We start from the raw sequence: 14359 nt of genomic DNA, 5'->3' as shown, positions 1-14359 counted from the left end.
ATTATTTATTTTTTAATCCACCACCGGCTGTCTTTTCTGTCTGAACGTTTTACTCCATTATCCAGCGTATAGGCAAAACCTACCCCCAGCGTTTGTTTAAGCTGTGTTTTTTTGATCTGATTATGATCATACATCAAATCTACCGTAATATTTGAGGAAATGAATTTATTAACCTTTAAATTCAGGATCATTCCATACGCAAGAACGAGTCTTTCAGGGTGATCCAGATAATTGGAAAAAACAGAAGCGTTATTGGTAATATTCACATTTTCCATCAATTTAAATTTATAATACGCTGTTCCGAGAAAACCGTACTGTAGTAAAGAATTATCACCATCAGCTTTCAGTCCGTATGTTCCGGCAGTCTGAAGATCTTTATCAAAGACAAATGTCCATCTGGCGTTAGAAGGCCGCAACGTTACATTCACATTGTCATTGGGCCGGTACGTAATCCCCATCCCGACATTCAGATAGCCGGGAGCCATAAAATTGGAAATTTTCTTAGCTTCAGGATTGTTTCCGTCTTCATGTCCTACCGTAAACTGAGAGATGACACCTGTTCCCACCGAAAGATACCAGCTTTTTGAAACTTTTCTACCGTAATTAGTAGAAACATTAATCACATCCTGGGTTTTTCTTATCCCAATTCCCTGAGTATCATTTTGCCCATAATTTAAGAGAATAATATTTTCCCACAAATCGTTATCTTTTTCATAGGTAATATTATAATCTGCTCCCAGAAGCCAGCCTACGTTATTGGCCCCGCCTCCAACCCAATTGGAGAATGCTGCCTGATTGATCATTAAAGATTGCTTGCCAAGGACTGACCAGTGTTTGATAGTATCTGTCTTAACAGAAGCAGTGTCCAGGATGACCTGCGCATTGATAAAAATGCCTACAGAAAAGGAGAGAATTAATAAAAACTTCTTCATGAGTTCAGGATTTCATTGTATAAATTGCTAAACAAAAATATTAAATATAAATTTCATAAAGTAAAAGCACGCAATTAAATCTCATTTTCAAGATATTAAAAACTAAATTTAGTGACAATACGATTGAAATAAAATAAAATAGAAGCAAAAAATTACTTTTTGGCTTAAATAAAAGATCAGCGTAAAAATTCATCGCCAAATTTTCCGAAATTTATCATTGGCTTTTCATTTGACATAATCACTGCATGCTAAAAAACAATGTAATTTCTAAAAAAGCTATTATAAACCCGTTGCTGATGCTTTCAGCCATGTGGCTGGGATATTTTCTTCAGCTTCAAGGCTTTTTTGAAAGTTGTTTCGGTGCCATTATTCCTTTATTGCCGGAAGGTCTGCTGGGAATCATAACCTCTCCCCTGCTGCACGGAAACTTGGATCATATTGTAGGCAATTCCATACCTATTGCGATCCTGATGTTTCTTCTGTATCAGTTTTATCCGATAGTGGCCAATAAAGTATTTATAATCGGTTGGCTTGCTACAGGTCTTTTGGTATGGCTGTTGCCGCCTATCGATATTATAACCGGCGATTATCTTTATACCTGTACCATCGGAGCCAGCGGCGTAGTGTATGTTCTTGCTTTTTTTCTTTTTTTCAGCGGTATTTTTAAATGGAATATGAAGCTGCTTACCATCTCACTGCTTGTTGTGTTGTATTATGGAAGTCTGATATGGGGTATGTTGCCCGAAGAATTGTTCTATAACCTTCAGGAACCAAGCAAAATTGCGTGGCAGGCACACATTGCGGGTGCTGTTGTGGGCGTAATCCTTGCTTTCACGTTTAAAAAAGTAGGTGACAAAAAGAAAAAATATATTTGGGAATTCCCGAATTATTACAGTGAAAAAGATGATAAATTGTGGCAGGAGTATAAAGAAAATCATCCTGAGGATTTTCTGGAATTGCCCTATAAAGAAAAAGATGACATCTGGAAACATCTTGATGAGTTGAGAAGAAAATAAACCAGCCGAAGAAATTATCACTTTCAAGATTTAAGCTAAATTCAATACATTTGCCAAAACAACACAAATGTATTCTGAAGAACATCTCTATTCTATTGCCCTCCGCGAATGTAATTTAATTGGTGATATTAATTTCCATAAACTTGTGCGCACTTTCGGAAGTGCAAAAAAAGCATGGCTGAACGCCAAGAAAGAGTACAAAAAACTTGACGGCTTTGGCTACCGTATGGTTGCTGACATCGGAAATCCCGAACACCTGAAGTTTGCAGAGAATGAACTCGCATTTTGTGAAAAGAACAATATTATTATTAATCTCAGGCATTTTGGTGACCTTCCGGAATTGCTCAATGAGTGCAACGATGCTCCGGCCATTCTTTACCAAAAAGGAAACTTTGATGACACAAACCAACGGATCAGCATGGTCGGAACCCGAAATATGACGTCATACGGACAACAATTTCTTACCGATTTTTTTGAAGAAACACATTCCTGCAATTATATTTCCGTGAGCGGACTTGCTTTGGGTATTGACAAAGAAATTCATGAGCAGTCTCTTCAAAAAGAAATTCCTACCGCTGCAGTTTTAGCACATGGATTTCATATGATTTATCCTTCAAAAAACAGAAAACTGTCCGAAAAAATTTTGGAAGAAGGTGGTGCATTATTCACAGAATTCAACTCTTCCCGGAAACCGGACCGCGAAAATTTTATCCAGCGGAATAGGATTGTTGCCGGTTTATCCCCTTCAACAATCGTTGTTGAGACTGCTTTTGGTGGCGGATCAGTAAGTACTGCGACATTCGCCAACCAATACAACCGCGAAGTCTTCGCCTTACCAGGAAAAATTACAGATAAACAAAGCCAGGGTTGCAATCAGCTGATTTATCACAACAAGGCAGCATGCATTTCTACCATTAAAGATCTTATTGATGATTTAGGTCTTAAAAAGCCTAAAGTAAAAATGGATGAATTATTTTCACGCAGTGAAATCAGTATTCAATTGACTGAATACCAACAATTAATATTTAATCTTATATCAGAACATCCATCGATCTCTTTAGATGAAATTATTGAGAAAACAGATCTTGCATCTCATAAAATTTTACCCGTAATTCTGGATTTGGAGCTTTTGGGGAAAGTAAAATCACTTTCGGGGAGACAATTTATTACAATATGAGATTTAACCATTTCTTAATATTGCATTATTTTAAACATAACATTTAATTTTTAATAAAATTAACGGTTAAATTATCAACTTAATAATATTAACTATTTATATTATTAAACTTTCAGCAATCATTCATTAAGGTGTTGTGAATCTTGAAAAAAAAATTAAATTTGTTGGCAATAATATTCAACCCTAATATATGGAACAATATAATATTGACCAGAAAATCCAAGAGTTTATAGCAAAAATTGAGGCCAAAAACCCTAACGAGCCAGAATTTTTACAAGCCGTAAAAGAAGTTGCTGTTACAGTAATTCCGTTTATTATGACTAAAAAGGAATATACGGGCATGAAACTTCTTGAAAGAATGGCGGAGGCTGAAAGAATTATCATTTTCAGAGTTCCGTGGGTTGACGACAAAGGTGAAATCCAGGTAAACAGAGGATTCAGAATTCAGATGAACTCTGCTATCGGACCATATAAAGGCGGAATCCGTTTCCATCCTACCGTGAATCTTTCGGTTCTGAAATTCTTAGCTTTCGAGCAGGTGTTCAAAAACTCACTTACAACGCTTCCGATGGGAGGTGGGAAAGGAGGTTCAGACTTTGATCCTCAAGGAAAATCTGATATGGAAGTAATGCGTTTCTGCCAGGCTTTCATGACAGAACTTTGTAAACATGTCGGACCGGAAACCGACGTTCCTGCGGGAGACATCGGGGTAGGTGCAAGAGAAATCGGGTACTTGTTCGGGCAGTATAAAAAAATCAGAAATGAGTTTACAGGAGTACTTACCGGTAAAGGTCTTGCCTATGGAGGTTCTTTGATCCGTCCTGAAGCTACGGGATATGGCGTGGTGTATTTTGCAGAGCAGATGCTCAAGACTATCGGGCAAACATTTAAAGACAAAATCGTAACGGTTTCAGGTTTTGGAAATGTAGCATGGGGAGTAATCAAAAAAGTATCTGAACTTGGAGGAAAAGTAGTAACGATCTCCGGACCGGACGGTTATGTTTATGATAAAGACGGAATCGACGGAGAAAAAATCGATTATTTATTAGAATTAAGATCTTCAGGAAACAACAGAGCTGAAGATTATGCTAAAAAATATCCTTCTGCACAATTTTTTGCAGGAAAGCGTCCTTGGGAAGTAAAATGTGATGTTGCTATTCCTTCTGCAACCCAAAATGAGCTTGATCTTGAAGATGCTAAACTTCTTGTTGAAAACGGATGCGTTTGTGTAACTGAAGCGGCCAATATGCCGTCAACTTTAGATGCAATTAATTATTTCCTTGATAATAAAGTGCTATTCTCTCCGGGGAAAGCTTCCAATGCCGGTGGTGTAGCAACTTCCGGATTAGAAATGACACAAAACTCTATCCGTCTCAACTGGACTTCTGAAGAAGTTGATGCAAGACTGAAAGAGATCATGATCGGAATCCACAAAGCCTGCAGAGACTACGGTAAAGAAGAAGACGGCTATGTAAACTATGTGAAAGGTGCCAATATCGCCGGCTTCGTGAAAGTTGCAGAAGCAATGCTAGCTCAGGGAGTCGTATAAAATACTAAGGTTGGGAATTTCCCGACCTTTTTTCATACAACCTGTTCCCGGGAATATAAATGGGATAAAAGTAAAAAGTGAAAGGAGAAAGCGTTGATCATTCAACGCTTTTTTTAATTTATGTTTCGACAGGAAATTAAGTAAAATTATTACCTTTAAGTATGAAAAACACTTTTGAAAATATCGACGAATACATTCTCTTATTCCCTGAAATAGAGAACAAATTAAAAGAATTACGAAAAATTATTCGTGATCAGGATTCTGAAATTGAAGAATATATTGGTTACCAGATGCCCGCATTCAGATACAGAAACAAACCTTTGGTTTATTTTGCAGGCTATAAAAAACATATTGGTTTTTATCCCGGAGCGGAAGGAATTAAAAAATTCCAGCCGGAATTTACTATAAAAAAATACAAATTTTCAAAAGGTGCTGTTCAGTTTCCTCTAAGTGAAAAAATTCCTGAAGATCTTATTTGCAGCATTGTACAATTCAGGATGCAGGAGATCAGAAATAAAAAATCCTGAAAAATTTCAGGATTTCTTTATTGCATTATCTACTTATTTTTCTTTTTCATTTTTTTGTCGCCAGTAGTCGCGTCTCGGTTTTTCCAGTTGGCCGTGTCGGTTTTAGATTTATCCCAATTGTTGTTGGAATTATTAGTCCCGTTATTCATTGTACCGGTAGTTCCGTTATTCATGTCCTTGTGTCTGGCAGTATCTGTTTTCATACTATCCGTTGCTGTCTTCTGTGGAGTGGTTTGTGCAGATACTGCGATCGTTCCAAACATTGCTAAGGCTGTTGCTAAAATTAAATTTTTCATAATATAAATGATTTAAAGTGGTGTATAATGTTAAGTACAATAATCGTACAATGTGGTAGACGTAAAAAAAGTTTTAACTTGATTTATAATAATTTAAGACAAATTACATTATAAACAGGTTGAATAAAAATCCTGAAATATAAATTCCAGGATTCCATTTCTACTTTACTAAATTTAAATACTTACTTCGACTTTTTCTTTTTAGATTTCTTTTCTTCTTTAGTCGCTTCATCATTAGGCTTGGTAGCATCCGTATTCGGATCTGCACTTACACTGGCTGAAGCATCAGTCGCAGTGGTTGCTGCTGCTGCATCTGTTGTTGAAGCTGGGTTGGTATTCTGAGTTTGAGTGCTGGCTGCTGAGTTGGCACCCCAGTCTGATGCAGCCTGTGTTCCCTGTTGAGTTTGAGTTGTCGTTTGGTTATTAGGATTTTGGGTTTGAGACGGGTTCTGTTGTGTGGTGTCCGTCTGAGCTGATACTGCGATTACTCCGACTAATGTAAACGCTGCTGTTAAAACTAACTTCTTCATAATAATTAATATTTTATTTATTAAATGGTTGTTTAACTTAAACGTCATCATTTTACCTAATATTATCCCGGAAGTCTTTATTTAACGTACTTTATAATTATTTAAGAATGATTTTGGATTATATGCTATTTTGCCAAATTTTTCATAATTCGTTCCACAAACTCGTATGCAGCAGGGCAAATCAGTGTATTTTTCATGGTAATATTGTTGATCTGATAAATTTTTTTACGGTCTGTATGTGGATATTCCCTGCAGGCCTTTGGCCGCACCTCATAGATAGAGCAGGTATTATCACTGTTTAAAAAGAAGCAGGGAAGATGCTGCAGGACTTTATCGTTATCTTCATCTATGCGGAGATATTTAGCTTCAAAATCAGCAGGTTTCATGCGAAGATGCTTTGCTATTCTTTCGATATCTTTTTCCGTATAAAGAGGGCCTGTGGTTTTGCAGCAATTGGCGCACTGAAGACAATCTATACTTTCAAAAACTTCATCATGTGTTTCCTGGACTACATAATCAAGGTTTTTTGGCGGTTTCTTTTTGATTCCGTCGAGAAACTTTTTATGCTCTTTTTGCTTTTGTAAAGCCTGCTTTTTGTATAAGTCTAAATTCATTTATTCTTTTCCTCCTTAAAATCCGGAAGATCCGTTTGTTGATAATGGCTGATTTTATCCAAATCCAGTACCGTTGAGAGATTTTCCTGATCCGGATAATACATTGGGACAAATTTGGCTCCGTACACAATTTCTTCCGAAACATAAGACGTGCGCTGTACTACCGTATTGGAAAATACTTCATCAAATGCACGCACATGAACGATGATTTCAATATCTGTTTTTTTAAAATCCTCGTCAGAAAACCCGAAGAACGGAGAATCCTCATCAATCACATGAACGATTGTCCAGTTCAGCGCCAGCGTATTAATCCTGTTGAGCCTTGTTTTCAGCGTATAAAAATTACTTTTCTTTACACTGTTTTCTATTACTTCAATAGCTGCTGAAACCGTAACGTCAGCATCCGTTAAAGAATTATTTTTATAGGGAGCAAGCCTGAACATCAGCGCTGTTTTGTCCATAAAAGGAGCAATCAGGGCTATATCTGAAAACTTCAGATATGCTCTCGGCCTTGAAAATCTTCCGTAAAAAAGTCCCGTTGCAATGGCAAAGGTAAGCAATCCGAGGAAAGCTTCAAAGGTTGCAACAAGACTCGCCATGAAGCCTACCGGTGCAATTCTTCCGTATCCCACAGTGGTAAAGGTCTGGGAGCTAAAGAAAAAAACGTCGATAAATTCATTTACCGCATCACTTTTATCGATTCCGGTAAGATGTTCTACCCCGATAAGATAATAAATTAAAGCAAAAAATAAATTCACCAGAATATACGCAACAACAAGGTAAGAAAGGAAATTAAAGGTTGACAGCTCCAGCATGGTGTGGTACCAGCTGAACCGGTTGAAAATATTCACGCCTTTCCTTCTGACGTTCGGAAGACCGTCTTTATTGATAAATCTTCCCGATGCATTATCCCCGAAACCACTGTTATCCGTGTTTTTCTGACGAATTTTTTGCCTGAATTCTCTTGCCATGTATGATCATTTTGTTTTTAATTTCATCCAGTCAGCAGAATGCTTATCACTTTCTTTATCTGAACTAACATGCAAAGATAGAATATTGTTTTCATGAAATTTATCAACCTTATTATTAAATTTCAGAATGAATTTTACCTTACTTTTGAATTATGAAAAAGTTAGAATCACGGGAAGATATAGAACATCTTGTCAATTCTTTTTATGCGAAAGTCACTAAGGATGATACGATAGGTTTATTTTTCACCGATATCGCTAAAGTAGACTGGGACAAGCATTTGCCCAAAATGTATTCTTTCTGGGAATCAATATTATTCGGGCAGATGACGTACAAAGGAAATCCTATGGGAGCACATTTTCCTATTAATGAAATACGGGCAATGGAACAAAAACATTTTGAACGCTGGCTTCAGCTTTGGCAAACAACTATTGAAGAAAACTTTGCAGGAGAAAATGCAGATATGGCCCTGTATAAAGCCGAAAATATCGCCAAATTAATGGCGTTCAAAATGGATCTTGCGAGAAGATTGTAAACTCTTACAGACCTAAGGAACAATTACCGTAAAAATATATGCCGCAAGGTTTACCAGCAGTACCGTTCCGTAAAGAATATTCGTCTTGCCGCGGCTTAACGAAAGCATAACGATAAATACTGATAATGAAAGTAAAATAATATCTTTTTTGTCCAGTCCTAAAACCAAAGGAATATCATACATAATACAAACAACGGAAACTGCCGGTATGGTAAGTCCTATACTTGCCAGAGCAGAACCTAAAGCCAAATTAAGACTCGACTGGATCTGATTGCTTCTTGCCGCACGGATAGCAGCAAGACCTTCCGGCAACAAAACAACTGCAGCAATAATAACCCCAACAAGAGATTTTGGAGCCCCTAAACTCTGAACCATATTTTCAATGGTAGAAGAAAGCCCTTTCGCCATTAATACAACTATAGCCAAACAAATCACCAGAAAAATAAAGCTGGATAGTGTTTTCTGAAAAGAAGGAATATAATTTTCTTCTGGATGTTCTTCGGGAACAATAAAGTAATTTCGGTGCCTTACGGTCTGTACCATTAGGAAAATCCCGTAAATGACAAGACAGGCGATTGAAACGAATATCAACTGTGCCTGATTATAAAAAGGTCCGTTAACACTTGAAGTAAAATTCGGAAGAACAAGCGTGAGAATAAGAATTGACACAATGCTTACCAGGTAGGTTGTTGCTGATGTCCTGGCAAAAAACTGTTCATAATATTTTACTCCACCCACCAGTATACAGATACCCAAAATTCCGTTGAGAATAAGCATTACAGCGGCAAATACAGTATCCCGGGCCAGGGTAATGGCCTGATCACCGCCGGCAACCATAAGAGAAATAATAAGTGCTACTTCAAGTATCGTAATACATAGTGCGAGTATAATCGTTCCGAAAGGCTCTCCTACTTTATGGGCCACAACTTCTGCATGGTGAACAGCAGAAATAACGCTTCCCGTTAATAGAATACCGGCAATTACATCAAAAACAATTCCGGTGCCCATAAGGCCGGAAAAATAATATCCAACGGCAAGGATGGGAAAAATGTAAGTATAATGTAAAAGTTCTTTTATTTTCATAGCGTCTACAAAATACAAAAAATCTATGGCTTTTGAAATATTAAAAGAAAATATTAATGTTATTTAATGATTCCAGCAATAAAAATCCTGAAGGTCTGTCAGCATATGAAACAATAAACCAATTGCAACAATTCTGATATTTCCTTTGAAGAACAGCATCAAAAAATACACCGCAATGGCATAATAAGAATGTAAAAAATGAAATCCAACACTTGCACGATCCGGATCGAAAACAGGATCTGCAAAAAGATGATCCAGATCGACGAGCATGGTGGCCAGAAGAATAAGATAGGTCTTCTTCCACGTTTTGCGGTAAAAAATCAAAGCAATGAATACCGGAAACACAAAATGCAGAAAGTAATGCACAAAAGTCCTGACCAAAGCAATATCTGAATTTCCCATTTGTAACATTAATTGTTCTGCCATCTCAGCATCAAGGGCAGATCTTCTTTTTTAAATTGTAATCTTACATAATATTCCTGTCCTTTATTTCCGTAAAAAATAGAGCTGAGATCCGAAATTATATTTCTTTCTTTTCGGTTTAATGATTTCAGCTTCGAAAACAGTAATGTATTATTTCTGATAAAAATATAATTTGCATTGAGCCTGTGAGCAGTATTAAACTTATTTTTTGTTGAAGATATTTCAAGACCGTCAGGCTTTTTCTCAATGATATTCGGCTGAAACGGAATGGCTGTAAACTGATTCTGCGCATTAACCCACTTTTTATTCTGAAAATGTTGTAATGCTTTTTCAGGCATGGGAGTTTTTAATGAAATAACATAATCAGGCTGTATGATTTTCTGAATGGTTTTCTTTTCAGTTTCATTAAAATCATCGTCGTAAGTATACGTGATGACGGTATCATTTACCTGCTTCAGGACAGCTGTTGCTTTCAATGAACTGATCTGCACAGAATCTGAAATACTTCTATTAAATACTGAAGTAATACTTTCAATATTATCCTTATTTAACTCTGCATCAATAAAGTAGTTATTTTCTTCAATTTTAGAAATAACTGATGAAAAATCTTCTTTTTGTCCGTTACTGATTTCAATATTATCCGAATTTAGATGTACAGGAAAATTCCTTATTTTATTGTTAGAAATAAATGAAATACTTCCCAGCGATCCATCAATAAACTGATCTGAGCTGAAATTTGTTCTTTGTGAAAATTCCTGAAATAGTGGTTTTATATTTTCAAAAGCAGAATCGGAAGTTCCGGCAATACAATAAGTGCCTTCTATTTTGATAAAAAAATAACCTTTCCGAAACAAATCATTCCCTTTTTGTGAAAAACCATTTTGCTTTAAATAAGTAAGAAATGTTGATTTGTCTTTAAGCTCCAGAATACAATACCAATCTGAAAAGCCTGTTTTTTCCAGGTGGAAGATCTGTAAAAAATCGGGAATCTTCACTCCCGAATCTTTTACCGACATTCCTTTTTTGTCTTTTGTTTTTGATCGGAACCACTCCGATGGATGTCCCAGAAAACTTAACAGATACTGCCTCGTTGCCTTTTTAACATCAAGTAAAACAACAGCATCTGCATTACGAGGAATATATTTTAATTCTTTATCGGTACGATAAAGGATAAAGTATCCGCAAACGAGCAGAATCAGCAATACAAAAGCTGCTAACTTTGTTTTCATTACAGAACAGGCTGTTTTTTATCAGCTTCATGCTGTTTGTACAGTTCATCAAAAAGATCGAAGAAGTACATCAGGCTGTTTTCCGAAGATCCTTTAATTGAATAATCGATTTCCGTCCGGATCGTATTTCCTTTAGATTCCGATTTAAAATAAATATCGCCCACATTCTTTCTCACCGTATCCAGCATTTTTCTTTCGGAGCCGCTCTTGAATTCCTTTTCCAGACCGGTCAACAGCTTCTGAACATCCAATCTCCCAGAAGCCGGATATTTTGTGGAATCTTTCATCCAGTTTTTGGATTTTTTTCCTTGATTTTCAATATTTAATCCGTTTTCAGAGGTCATAACATATACAATTCCGTCTTTAACAGTAAAGAAAAGTTCATCCATATATCCGGAATTTTTATCTTCTTTGAAAGAATACAGGTTCCCTTTTTTAGAAAAGTTTTTTGAAGTGTTTTTATTGGCAGCAAGCAGGTTGAAAATACGATTCCAATATCCTTCATTTTCAGTAGCAAAAGCGAAAATAAAATCCGGAACTACAACTTCTTTCGTTTTCTTTATTTCTTTTTCATTATAGTCATTATCATATTCATAATCAGTATACTCTACCGTTTTGGATTTTAGTTCATTAAGTACAAAAATTCCGTTTCCGGGTGCAATTTTGGAAATTGCCTCTTCATCCAGCACGATTTTAACTGTTTCCATAATCAGTTCGGTTTCTTTCTGATATTTGGAATCCCCCGCATTTTTCATCAGCGCATATATCATGTCGAAATATTTGCTTCCATCTACGTTAATTGCATAATAACCAATACTTTTATCATTGATAAGGCGGGCAAGCTTCTTATTTTTACTCCCTTTATAGATTTCTGAAACACTTTTCTGAACCTCAGGATTTTTGTGCTGATAATTATTAACCAACCTTACCTGATCTTTATCAAAATAAAGATTATACGACGAATTGGAGTTATAAGCAGAGTTGATAAGACTGCCGAATTCGTACATCTTCATCATTCTGCCATAAATGCCATTATTAACGAGGCTTCCGTAGTCTGTATAAACAAAAACATCCGATGCGGCATCCCGGGAAGCCGTCATTTCAGAAGGAACATCCAGCTCGAGATCAGAGTTGAAATACTGATCGAAAGATTCTTCCACAAGCTTTCTGTGCATTTTGAATTTTTCCGCTTTCAGGGAGTCCCTTTCTTTTTTAAAATCTTCGTATTCAGGAATTTCCAGGTCTTCCATATCCTCTTCCGGTCCAGGCAAAGGCTCCACTTCTACAATGGGCTCCTCATATTTTTTATCCGTTGACCCCTTCTTTTCTTCAGGGTATTTGTGATGTTTTTCCAGGTATTTGACATCTTTCTGTATCTTTTCTATTTCAGCCGTATTTTCTTTGATGCTTTCTTTTAAATATTTAATATCATCTTTCAGATATTGTATTTCTTCCTTATAATCGAAAGGCTTTTCCGGTGTATCTGCATAGACACGATCTACAGCTACACTGTCTACAACAGCGGCAGCTACACTATCTATAACTGCTGCAGCACTATCTGCAACAGCTGTTTCATCCCATTTATCTTTATAAGGCTTATCGTAGCTTATCATCTTAAGAACAGCACGGCTGCCATTCCAGGCTACAAAAATATCGTCATCCAGGCTTACATAAGAATAATTCTGTTTACGGGAATTTTCCAGTCCTTTTTTCTTAATGGAATTGACGAACTCCTGAAACTTTTCTTTGTTGTCAATGATAAAATGTGCTGTGTAAGCCTTTACAGAATCATTGAAAGAAGCATAATGATATTGCGGGGCGTCATATTTAATTCCTGTTTTGGAATAATCGGTCCATGAAAGTTTTGCTTTATTTTTTTTGGTTACCTCCTGCAGGATGGGGTTAAATTTTGCCCAGTTGATTTTTTTATCCAATTGTTTTCCATTGATTTCCATATAGAAAAGCACGTCTGCAGGCAATTTCATGTGCTGCTGTGCAAAAGCAATTGAAAAACAAAACAATAAAAGAGTCACCTGTGTTTTTTGTAGTATAGAATTCATGGTGTTTAATTATAGTTATTGAAAGAGAATTGTATTTTGCAATGGTTTTTTCTGAAGAATAAGATCGGTAATATTGGCTTCCATCTTCACCGCCTTTCGGTTAGGAGAAAGTGAATACGCCGTATTCGACTGAGATTTTACGGCATTTTCAAACTGCAGTACGGAAATATAGCGTGCATCATTGAAAATCTCCCGGTCTGCCTTGCTCATTTTATCATAATCACTTTTGAAAGTGTTTACTTTATTCCTGACAAATATTTTCTTAGTAAGATTTTGATTATAGATCTGCGTAGGAATCATTTTACCGATAATATTTCTGGCTTTCAGCTGTTCCAGGCCTGCATTAATATTTTCAATCTTACTGAAATTACAGCTTAATTTTATGATGTAATTATCAAAATCCATGGACGTTTTTACATTGGAAATTCCAGGCGTTGATTTAAAAATTTTAGCAGCTTCGTTGACTTTCGCTTCAATTTCAGGCCTCTTCGGAACTTTTCTTCCGTTAATCGTTTCCATTTTTGAGATGGAAGCCAGTCTTGTTTTGCTTTTACTTGCATTCAGGATCAATGTATATTCGCCACTTCCGTCTGCTTTTACATTTACTTTGTCTAAAATATCAAAGCAGCTTGTGAGGATTAGCAAAGGCAAAGTCACAATGAGTATCTTTAAAATATTTTTCATTGATTGGTTTATTTATTTAAATTCTTCCTTTCAGATAATCTTGCCGAAGTGGCTCATCCAACTTCTCAATGGCATATCTAAGGCAGGTTCTTGGCATCTGCTGATAATATTTATTTAAATACAGGATCAGCTCCTGCTTATTTTTCTGTCCCATTTCTCTAAGCATCCATCCGTTTGCCTTATGCATCAGATCGTGTGTATGGCTTAAATTCTGTGTGACAAATTCTTTCGTAAGGTCGAAAAAACCTTTTTTAATATAATACAATGTTCCTACAACTGCCATTCTTTTGTGCCACATTTCCTGAGAACCGGAAAGCGTTCTTAAAATGTCTTCTTTCTGATATTCAAAACAATATCTGCCCAGGATTTTATAACAGCTTGAATCCACAAGATCCCAGTTATTAATGTATTGCAGATGGTTCAGATAAAATGCTATAATTTCATTTTTTGTGTTTTCATCTCTTGATTTTTCAAATTTTAAAACCAGTATCAGCAAGGCCGTAAGACGGTGTTCATGATAACCGGAGGAAAGCAGTTTGCTAAGATCCGTGAAAGAGATCTGAGTATAGTATTCTTTAGCAACGGACCGCTGATCCGGAACGGTTACTCCCAAAAACAAATCTCCTTCACCATACTCCCCTTTCCCTGTTTTAAAAAATTTCGGGAAAAATTCTGCTTTTTCAGGAATCGCAAGATCATTTAAGGCTTCCAGAATCTGATGATAAGTTTCCATTA

General features: G+C 36.3%; 16 protein-coding genes. 5 read left to right on the top strand and 11 right to left on the bottom strand.

Translation table 11 applies throughout. The annotated features are described in order from the left end of the window. Positions 1–5 precede the first annotated feature (5 nt). Complete coding sequence (locus ODE14_RS15015) at positions 6–932, bottom strand: DUF3078 domain-containing protein (RefSeq protein WP_263602017.1); 927 nt, start codon at positions 930–932, stop codon at positions 6–8. A gap of 245 nt (positions 933–1177) precedes the next feature. Here ODE14_RS15015 and ODE14_RS15010 point away from each other — a divergent pair, with 245 nt between their 5' ends. From ODE14_RS15010 to ODE14_RS14995, 4 genes are all read left to right on the top strand, one after another. After that, the gene (locus tag ODE14_RS15010; RefSeq protein WP_248389040.1) at positions 1178–1948 is read left to right on the top strand and encodes a rhomboid family intramembrane serine protease; all 771 of its coding nucleotides are present in this window, start codon (positions 1178–1180) and stop codon (positions 1946–1948) included. Between the two features lie 67 nt (positions 1949–2015). Continuing rightward, positions 2016–3125 (top strand): DNA-processing protein DprA, encoded by a 1110-nt coding sequence (dprA, locus tag ODE14_RS15005; RefSeq protein ID WP_263602016.1) that lies wholly within the window; start codon positions 2016–2018, stop codon positions 3123–3125. A 190-nt stretch (positions 3126–3315) separates the two neighbouring features. Further along, on the top strand, positions 3316–4674 hold the full coding sequence (gene gdhA, locus ODE14_RS15000) for an NADP-specific glutamate dehydrogenase (protein ID WP_248389044.1): 1359 nt from the start codon (positions 3316–3318) through the stop codon (positions 4672–4674). Positions 4675–4835: 161 nt separating this feature from the next. Next, positions 4836–5201, top strand: coding sequence for an iron chaperone (locus ODE14_RS14995; protein WP_248389046.1), 366 nt, complete (start codon positions 4836–4838; stop codon positions 5199–5201). Positions 5202–5230: 29 nt separating this feature from the next. Here ODE14_RS14995 and ODE14_RS14990 read toward each other — a convergent pair whose 3' ends face one another. The 4 genes from ODE14_RS14990 to ODE14_RS14975 all read right to left on the bottom strand — a co-directional run bounded on the left by ODE14_RS14990 (position 5231) and on the right by ODE14_RS14975 (position 7612). After that, on the bottom strand, positions 5231–5497 hold the full coding sequence (locus ODE14_RS14990) for a hypothetical protein (RefSeq protein WP_263602015.1): 267 nt from the start codon (positions 5495–5497) through the stop codon (positions 5231–5233). Positions 5498–5679: 182 nt separating this feature from the next. After that, the gene (locus ODE14_RS14985) at positions 5680–6027 is read right to left on the bottom strand and encodes a hypothetical protein (protein ID WP_263602014.1); all 348 of its coding nucleotides are present in this window, start codon (positions 6025–6027) and stop codon (positions 5680–5682) included. 125 nt (positions 6028–6152) lie between these two features. Next, the gene (locus ODE14_RS14980; protein ID WP_248389052.1) at positions 6153–6641 is read right to left on the bottom strand and encodes a YkgJ family cysteine cluster protein; all 489 of its coding nucleotides are present in this window, start codon (positions 6639–6641) and stop codon (positions 6153–6155) included. Then, positions 6638–7612 (bottom strand): ion channel, encoded by a 975-nt coding sequence (locus ODE14_RS14975; protein WP_263602013.1) that lies wholly within the window; start codon positions 7610–7612, stop codon positions 6638–6640. The genes ODE14_RS14980 and ODE14_RS14975 overlap by 4 nt, the downstream gene beginning before the upstream one ends. A gap of 152 nt (positions 7613–7764) precedes the next feature. Between ODE14_RS14975 and ODE14_RS14970 the strand changes: the two genes are divergently transcribed. Continuing rightward, positions 7765–8145, top strand: a complete 381-nt coding sequence (locus tag ODE14_RS14970) for a group III truncated hemoglobin (RefSeq protein ID WP_263602012.1) — start codon at positions 7765–7767, stop codon at positions 8143–8145. Between the two features lie 12 nt (positions 8146–8157). On the opposite strand, the gene ODE14_RS14965 is transcribed toward ODE14_RS14970, so the two are convergent. The 6 genes from ODE14_RS14965 to ODE14_RS14940 all read right to left on the bottom strand — a co-directional run bounded on the left by ODE14_RS14965 (position 8158) and on the right by ODE14_RS14940 (position 14357). Further along, on the bottom strand, positions 8158–9228 hold the full coding sequence (locus ODE14_RS14965; protein ID WP_263602011.1) for a calcium:proton antiporter: 1071 nt from the start codon (positions 9226–9228) through the stop codon (positions 8158–8160). Between the two features lie 63 nt (positions 9229–9291). Continuing rightward, positions 9292–9630: a DUF6122 family protein gene (locus ODE14_RS14960; RefSeq protein ID WP_263602010.1), complete on the bottom strand. Its 339-nt coding sequence runs from the start codon at positions 9628–9630 to the stop codon at positions 9292–9294. Between the two features lie 8 nt (positions 9631–9638). Next, positions 9639–10880, bottom strand: coding sequence for a hypothetical protein (locus ODE14_RS14955; protein WP_263602009.1), 1242 nt, complete (start codon positions 10878–10880; stop codon positions 9639–9641). After that, the gene (locus ODE14_RS14950; protein WP_263602008.1) at positions 10880–12940 is read right to left on the bottom strand and encodes a hypothetical protein; all 2061 of its coding nucleotides are present in this window, start codon (positions 12938–12940) and stop codon (positions 10880–10882) included. Before ODE14_RS14950 ends, ODE14_RS14955 begins: the two co-directional genes overlap by 1 nt. Before the next feature lie 15 nt (positions 12941–12955). Further along, positions 12956–13624, bottom strand: coding sequence for a hypothetical protein (locus ODE14_RS14945; RefSeq protein ID WP_263602007.1), 669 nt, complete (start codon positions 13622–13624; stop codon positions 12956–12958). A 16-nt stretch (positions 13625–13640) separates the two neighbouring features. Next, on the bottom strand, positions 13641–14357 hold the full coding sequence (locus ODE14_RS14940) for a DNA alkylation repair protein (RefSeq protein ID WP_263602006.1): 717 nt from the start codon (positions 14355–14357) through the stop codon (positions 13641–13643). Between the last annotated feature and the right edge of the window lie 2 nt (positions 14358–14359).

The organism is Chryseobacterium sp. PET-29, assembly GCF_025736815.1.
GTDB lineage: Bacteria > Bacteroidota > Bacteroidia > Flavobacteriales > Weeksellaceae > Chryseobacterium > Chryseobacterium nepalense.
This window is presented reverse-complemented; position numbering and strand designations above follow the sequence as displayed.

What these genes read in the sequence shown, in the direction of transcription:
- ODE14_RS14965 (WP_263602011.1), bottom strand. Translation starts at nt 9,228, where the DNA reads ATGAAAATAAAAGAACTTTTACATTATACTTACATTTTTCCCATCCTT.
- ODE14_RS15010 (WP_248389040.1), top strand. Translation starts at nt 1,178, where the DNA reads ATGCTAAAAAACAATGTAATTTCTAAAAAAGCTATTATAAACCCGTTG.
- ODE14_RS14960 (WP_263602010.1), bottom strand. Translation starts at nt 9,630, where the DNA reads ATGGGAAATTCAGATATTGCTTTGGTCAGGACTTTTGTGCATTACTTT.
- ODE14_RS14970 (WP_263602012.1), top strand. Translation starts at nt 7,765, where the DNA reads ATGAAAAAGTTAGAATCACGGGAAGATATAGAACATCTTGTCAATTCT.
- ODE14_RS14940 (WP_263602006.1), bottom strand. Translation starts at nt 14,357, where the DNA reads ATGGAAACTTATCATCAGATTCTGGAAGCCTTAAATGATCTTGCGATT.
- ODE14_RS14985 (WP_263602014.1), bottom strand. Translation starts at nt 6,027, where the DNA reads ATGAAGAAGTTAGTTTTAACAGCAGCGTTTACATTAGTCGGAGTAATC.
- ODE14_RS14945 (WP_263602007.1), bottom strand. Translation starts at nt 13,624, where the DNA reads ATGAAAAATATTTTAAAGATACTCATTGTGACTTTGCCTTTGCTAATC.
- ODE14_RS14990 (WP_263602015.1), bottom strand. Translation starts at nt 5,497, where the DNA reads ATGAAAAATTTAATTTTAGCAACAGCCTTAGCAATGTTTGGAACGATC.
- gdhA (WP_248389044.1), top strand. Translation starts at nt 3,316, where the DNA reads ATGGAACAATATAATATTGACCAGAAAATCCAAGAGTTTATAGCAAAA.
- ODE14_RS14995 (WP_248389046.1), top strand. Translation starts at nt 4,836, where the DNA reads ATGAAAAACACTTTTGAAAATATCGACGAATACATTCTCTTATTCCCT.
- ODE14_RS14980 (WP_248389052.1), bottom strand. Translation starts at nt 6,641, where the DNA reads ATGAATTTAGACTTATACAAAAAGCAGGCTTTACAAAAGCAAAAAGAG.
- ODE14_RS14975 (WP_263602013.1), bottom strand. Translation starts at nt 7,612, where the DNA reads ATGGCAAGAGAATTCAGGCAAAAAATTCGTCAGAAAAACACGGATAAC.
- ODE14_RS14950 (WP_263602008.1), bottom strand. Translation starts at nt 12,940, where the DNA reads ATGAATTCTATACTACAAAAAACACAGGTGACTCTTTTATTGTTTTGT.
- dprA (WP_263602016.1), top strand. Translation starts at nt 2,016, where the DNA reads ATGTATTCTGAAGAACATCTCTATTCTATTGCCCTCCGCGAATGTAAT.
- ODE14_RS15015 (WP_263602017.1), bottom strand. Translation starts at nt 932, where the DNA reads ATGAAGAAGTTTTTATTAATTCTCTCCTTTTCTGTAGGCATTTTTATC.
- ODE14_RS14955 (WP_263602009.1), bottom strand. Translation starts at nt 10,880, where the DNA reads ATGAAAACAAAGTTAGCAGCTTTTGTATTGCTGATTCTGCTCGTTTGC.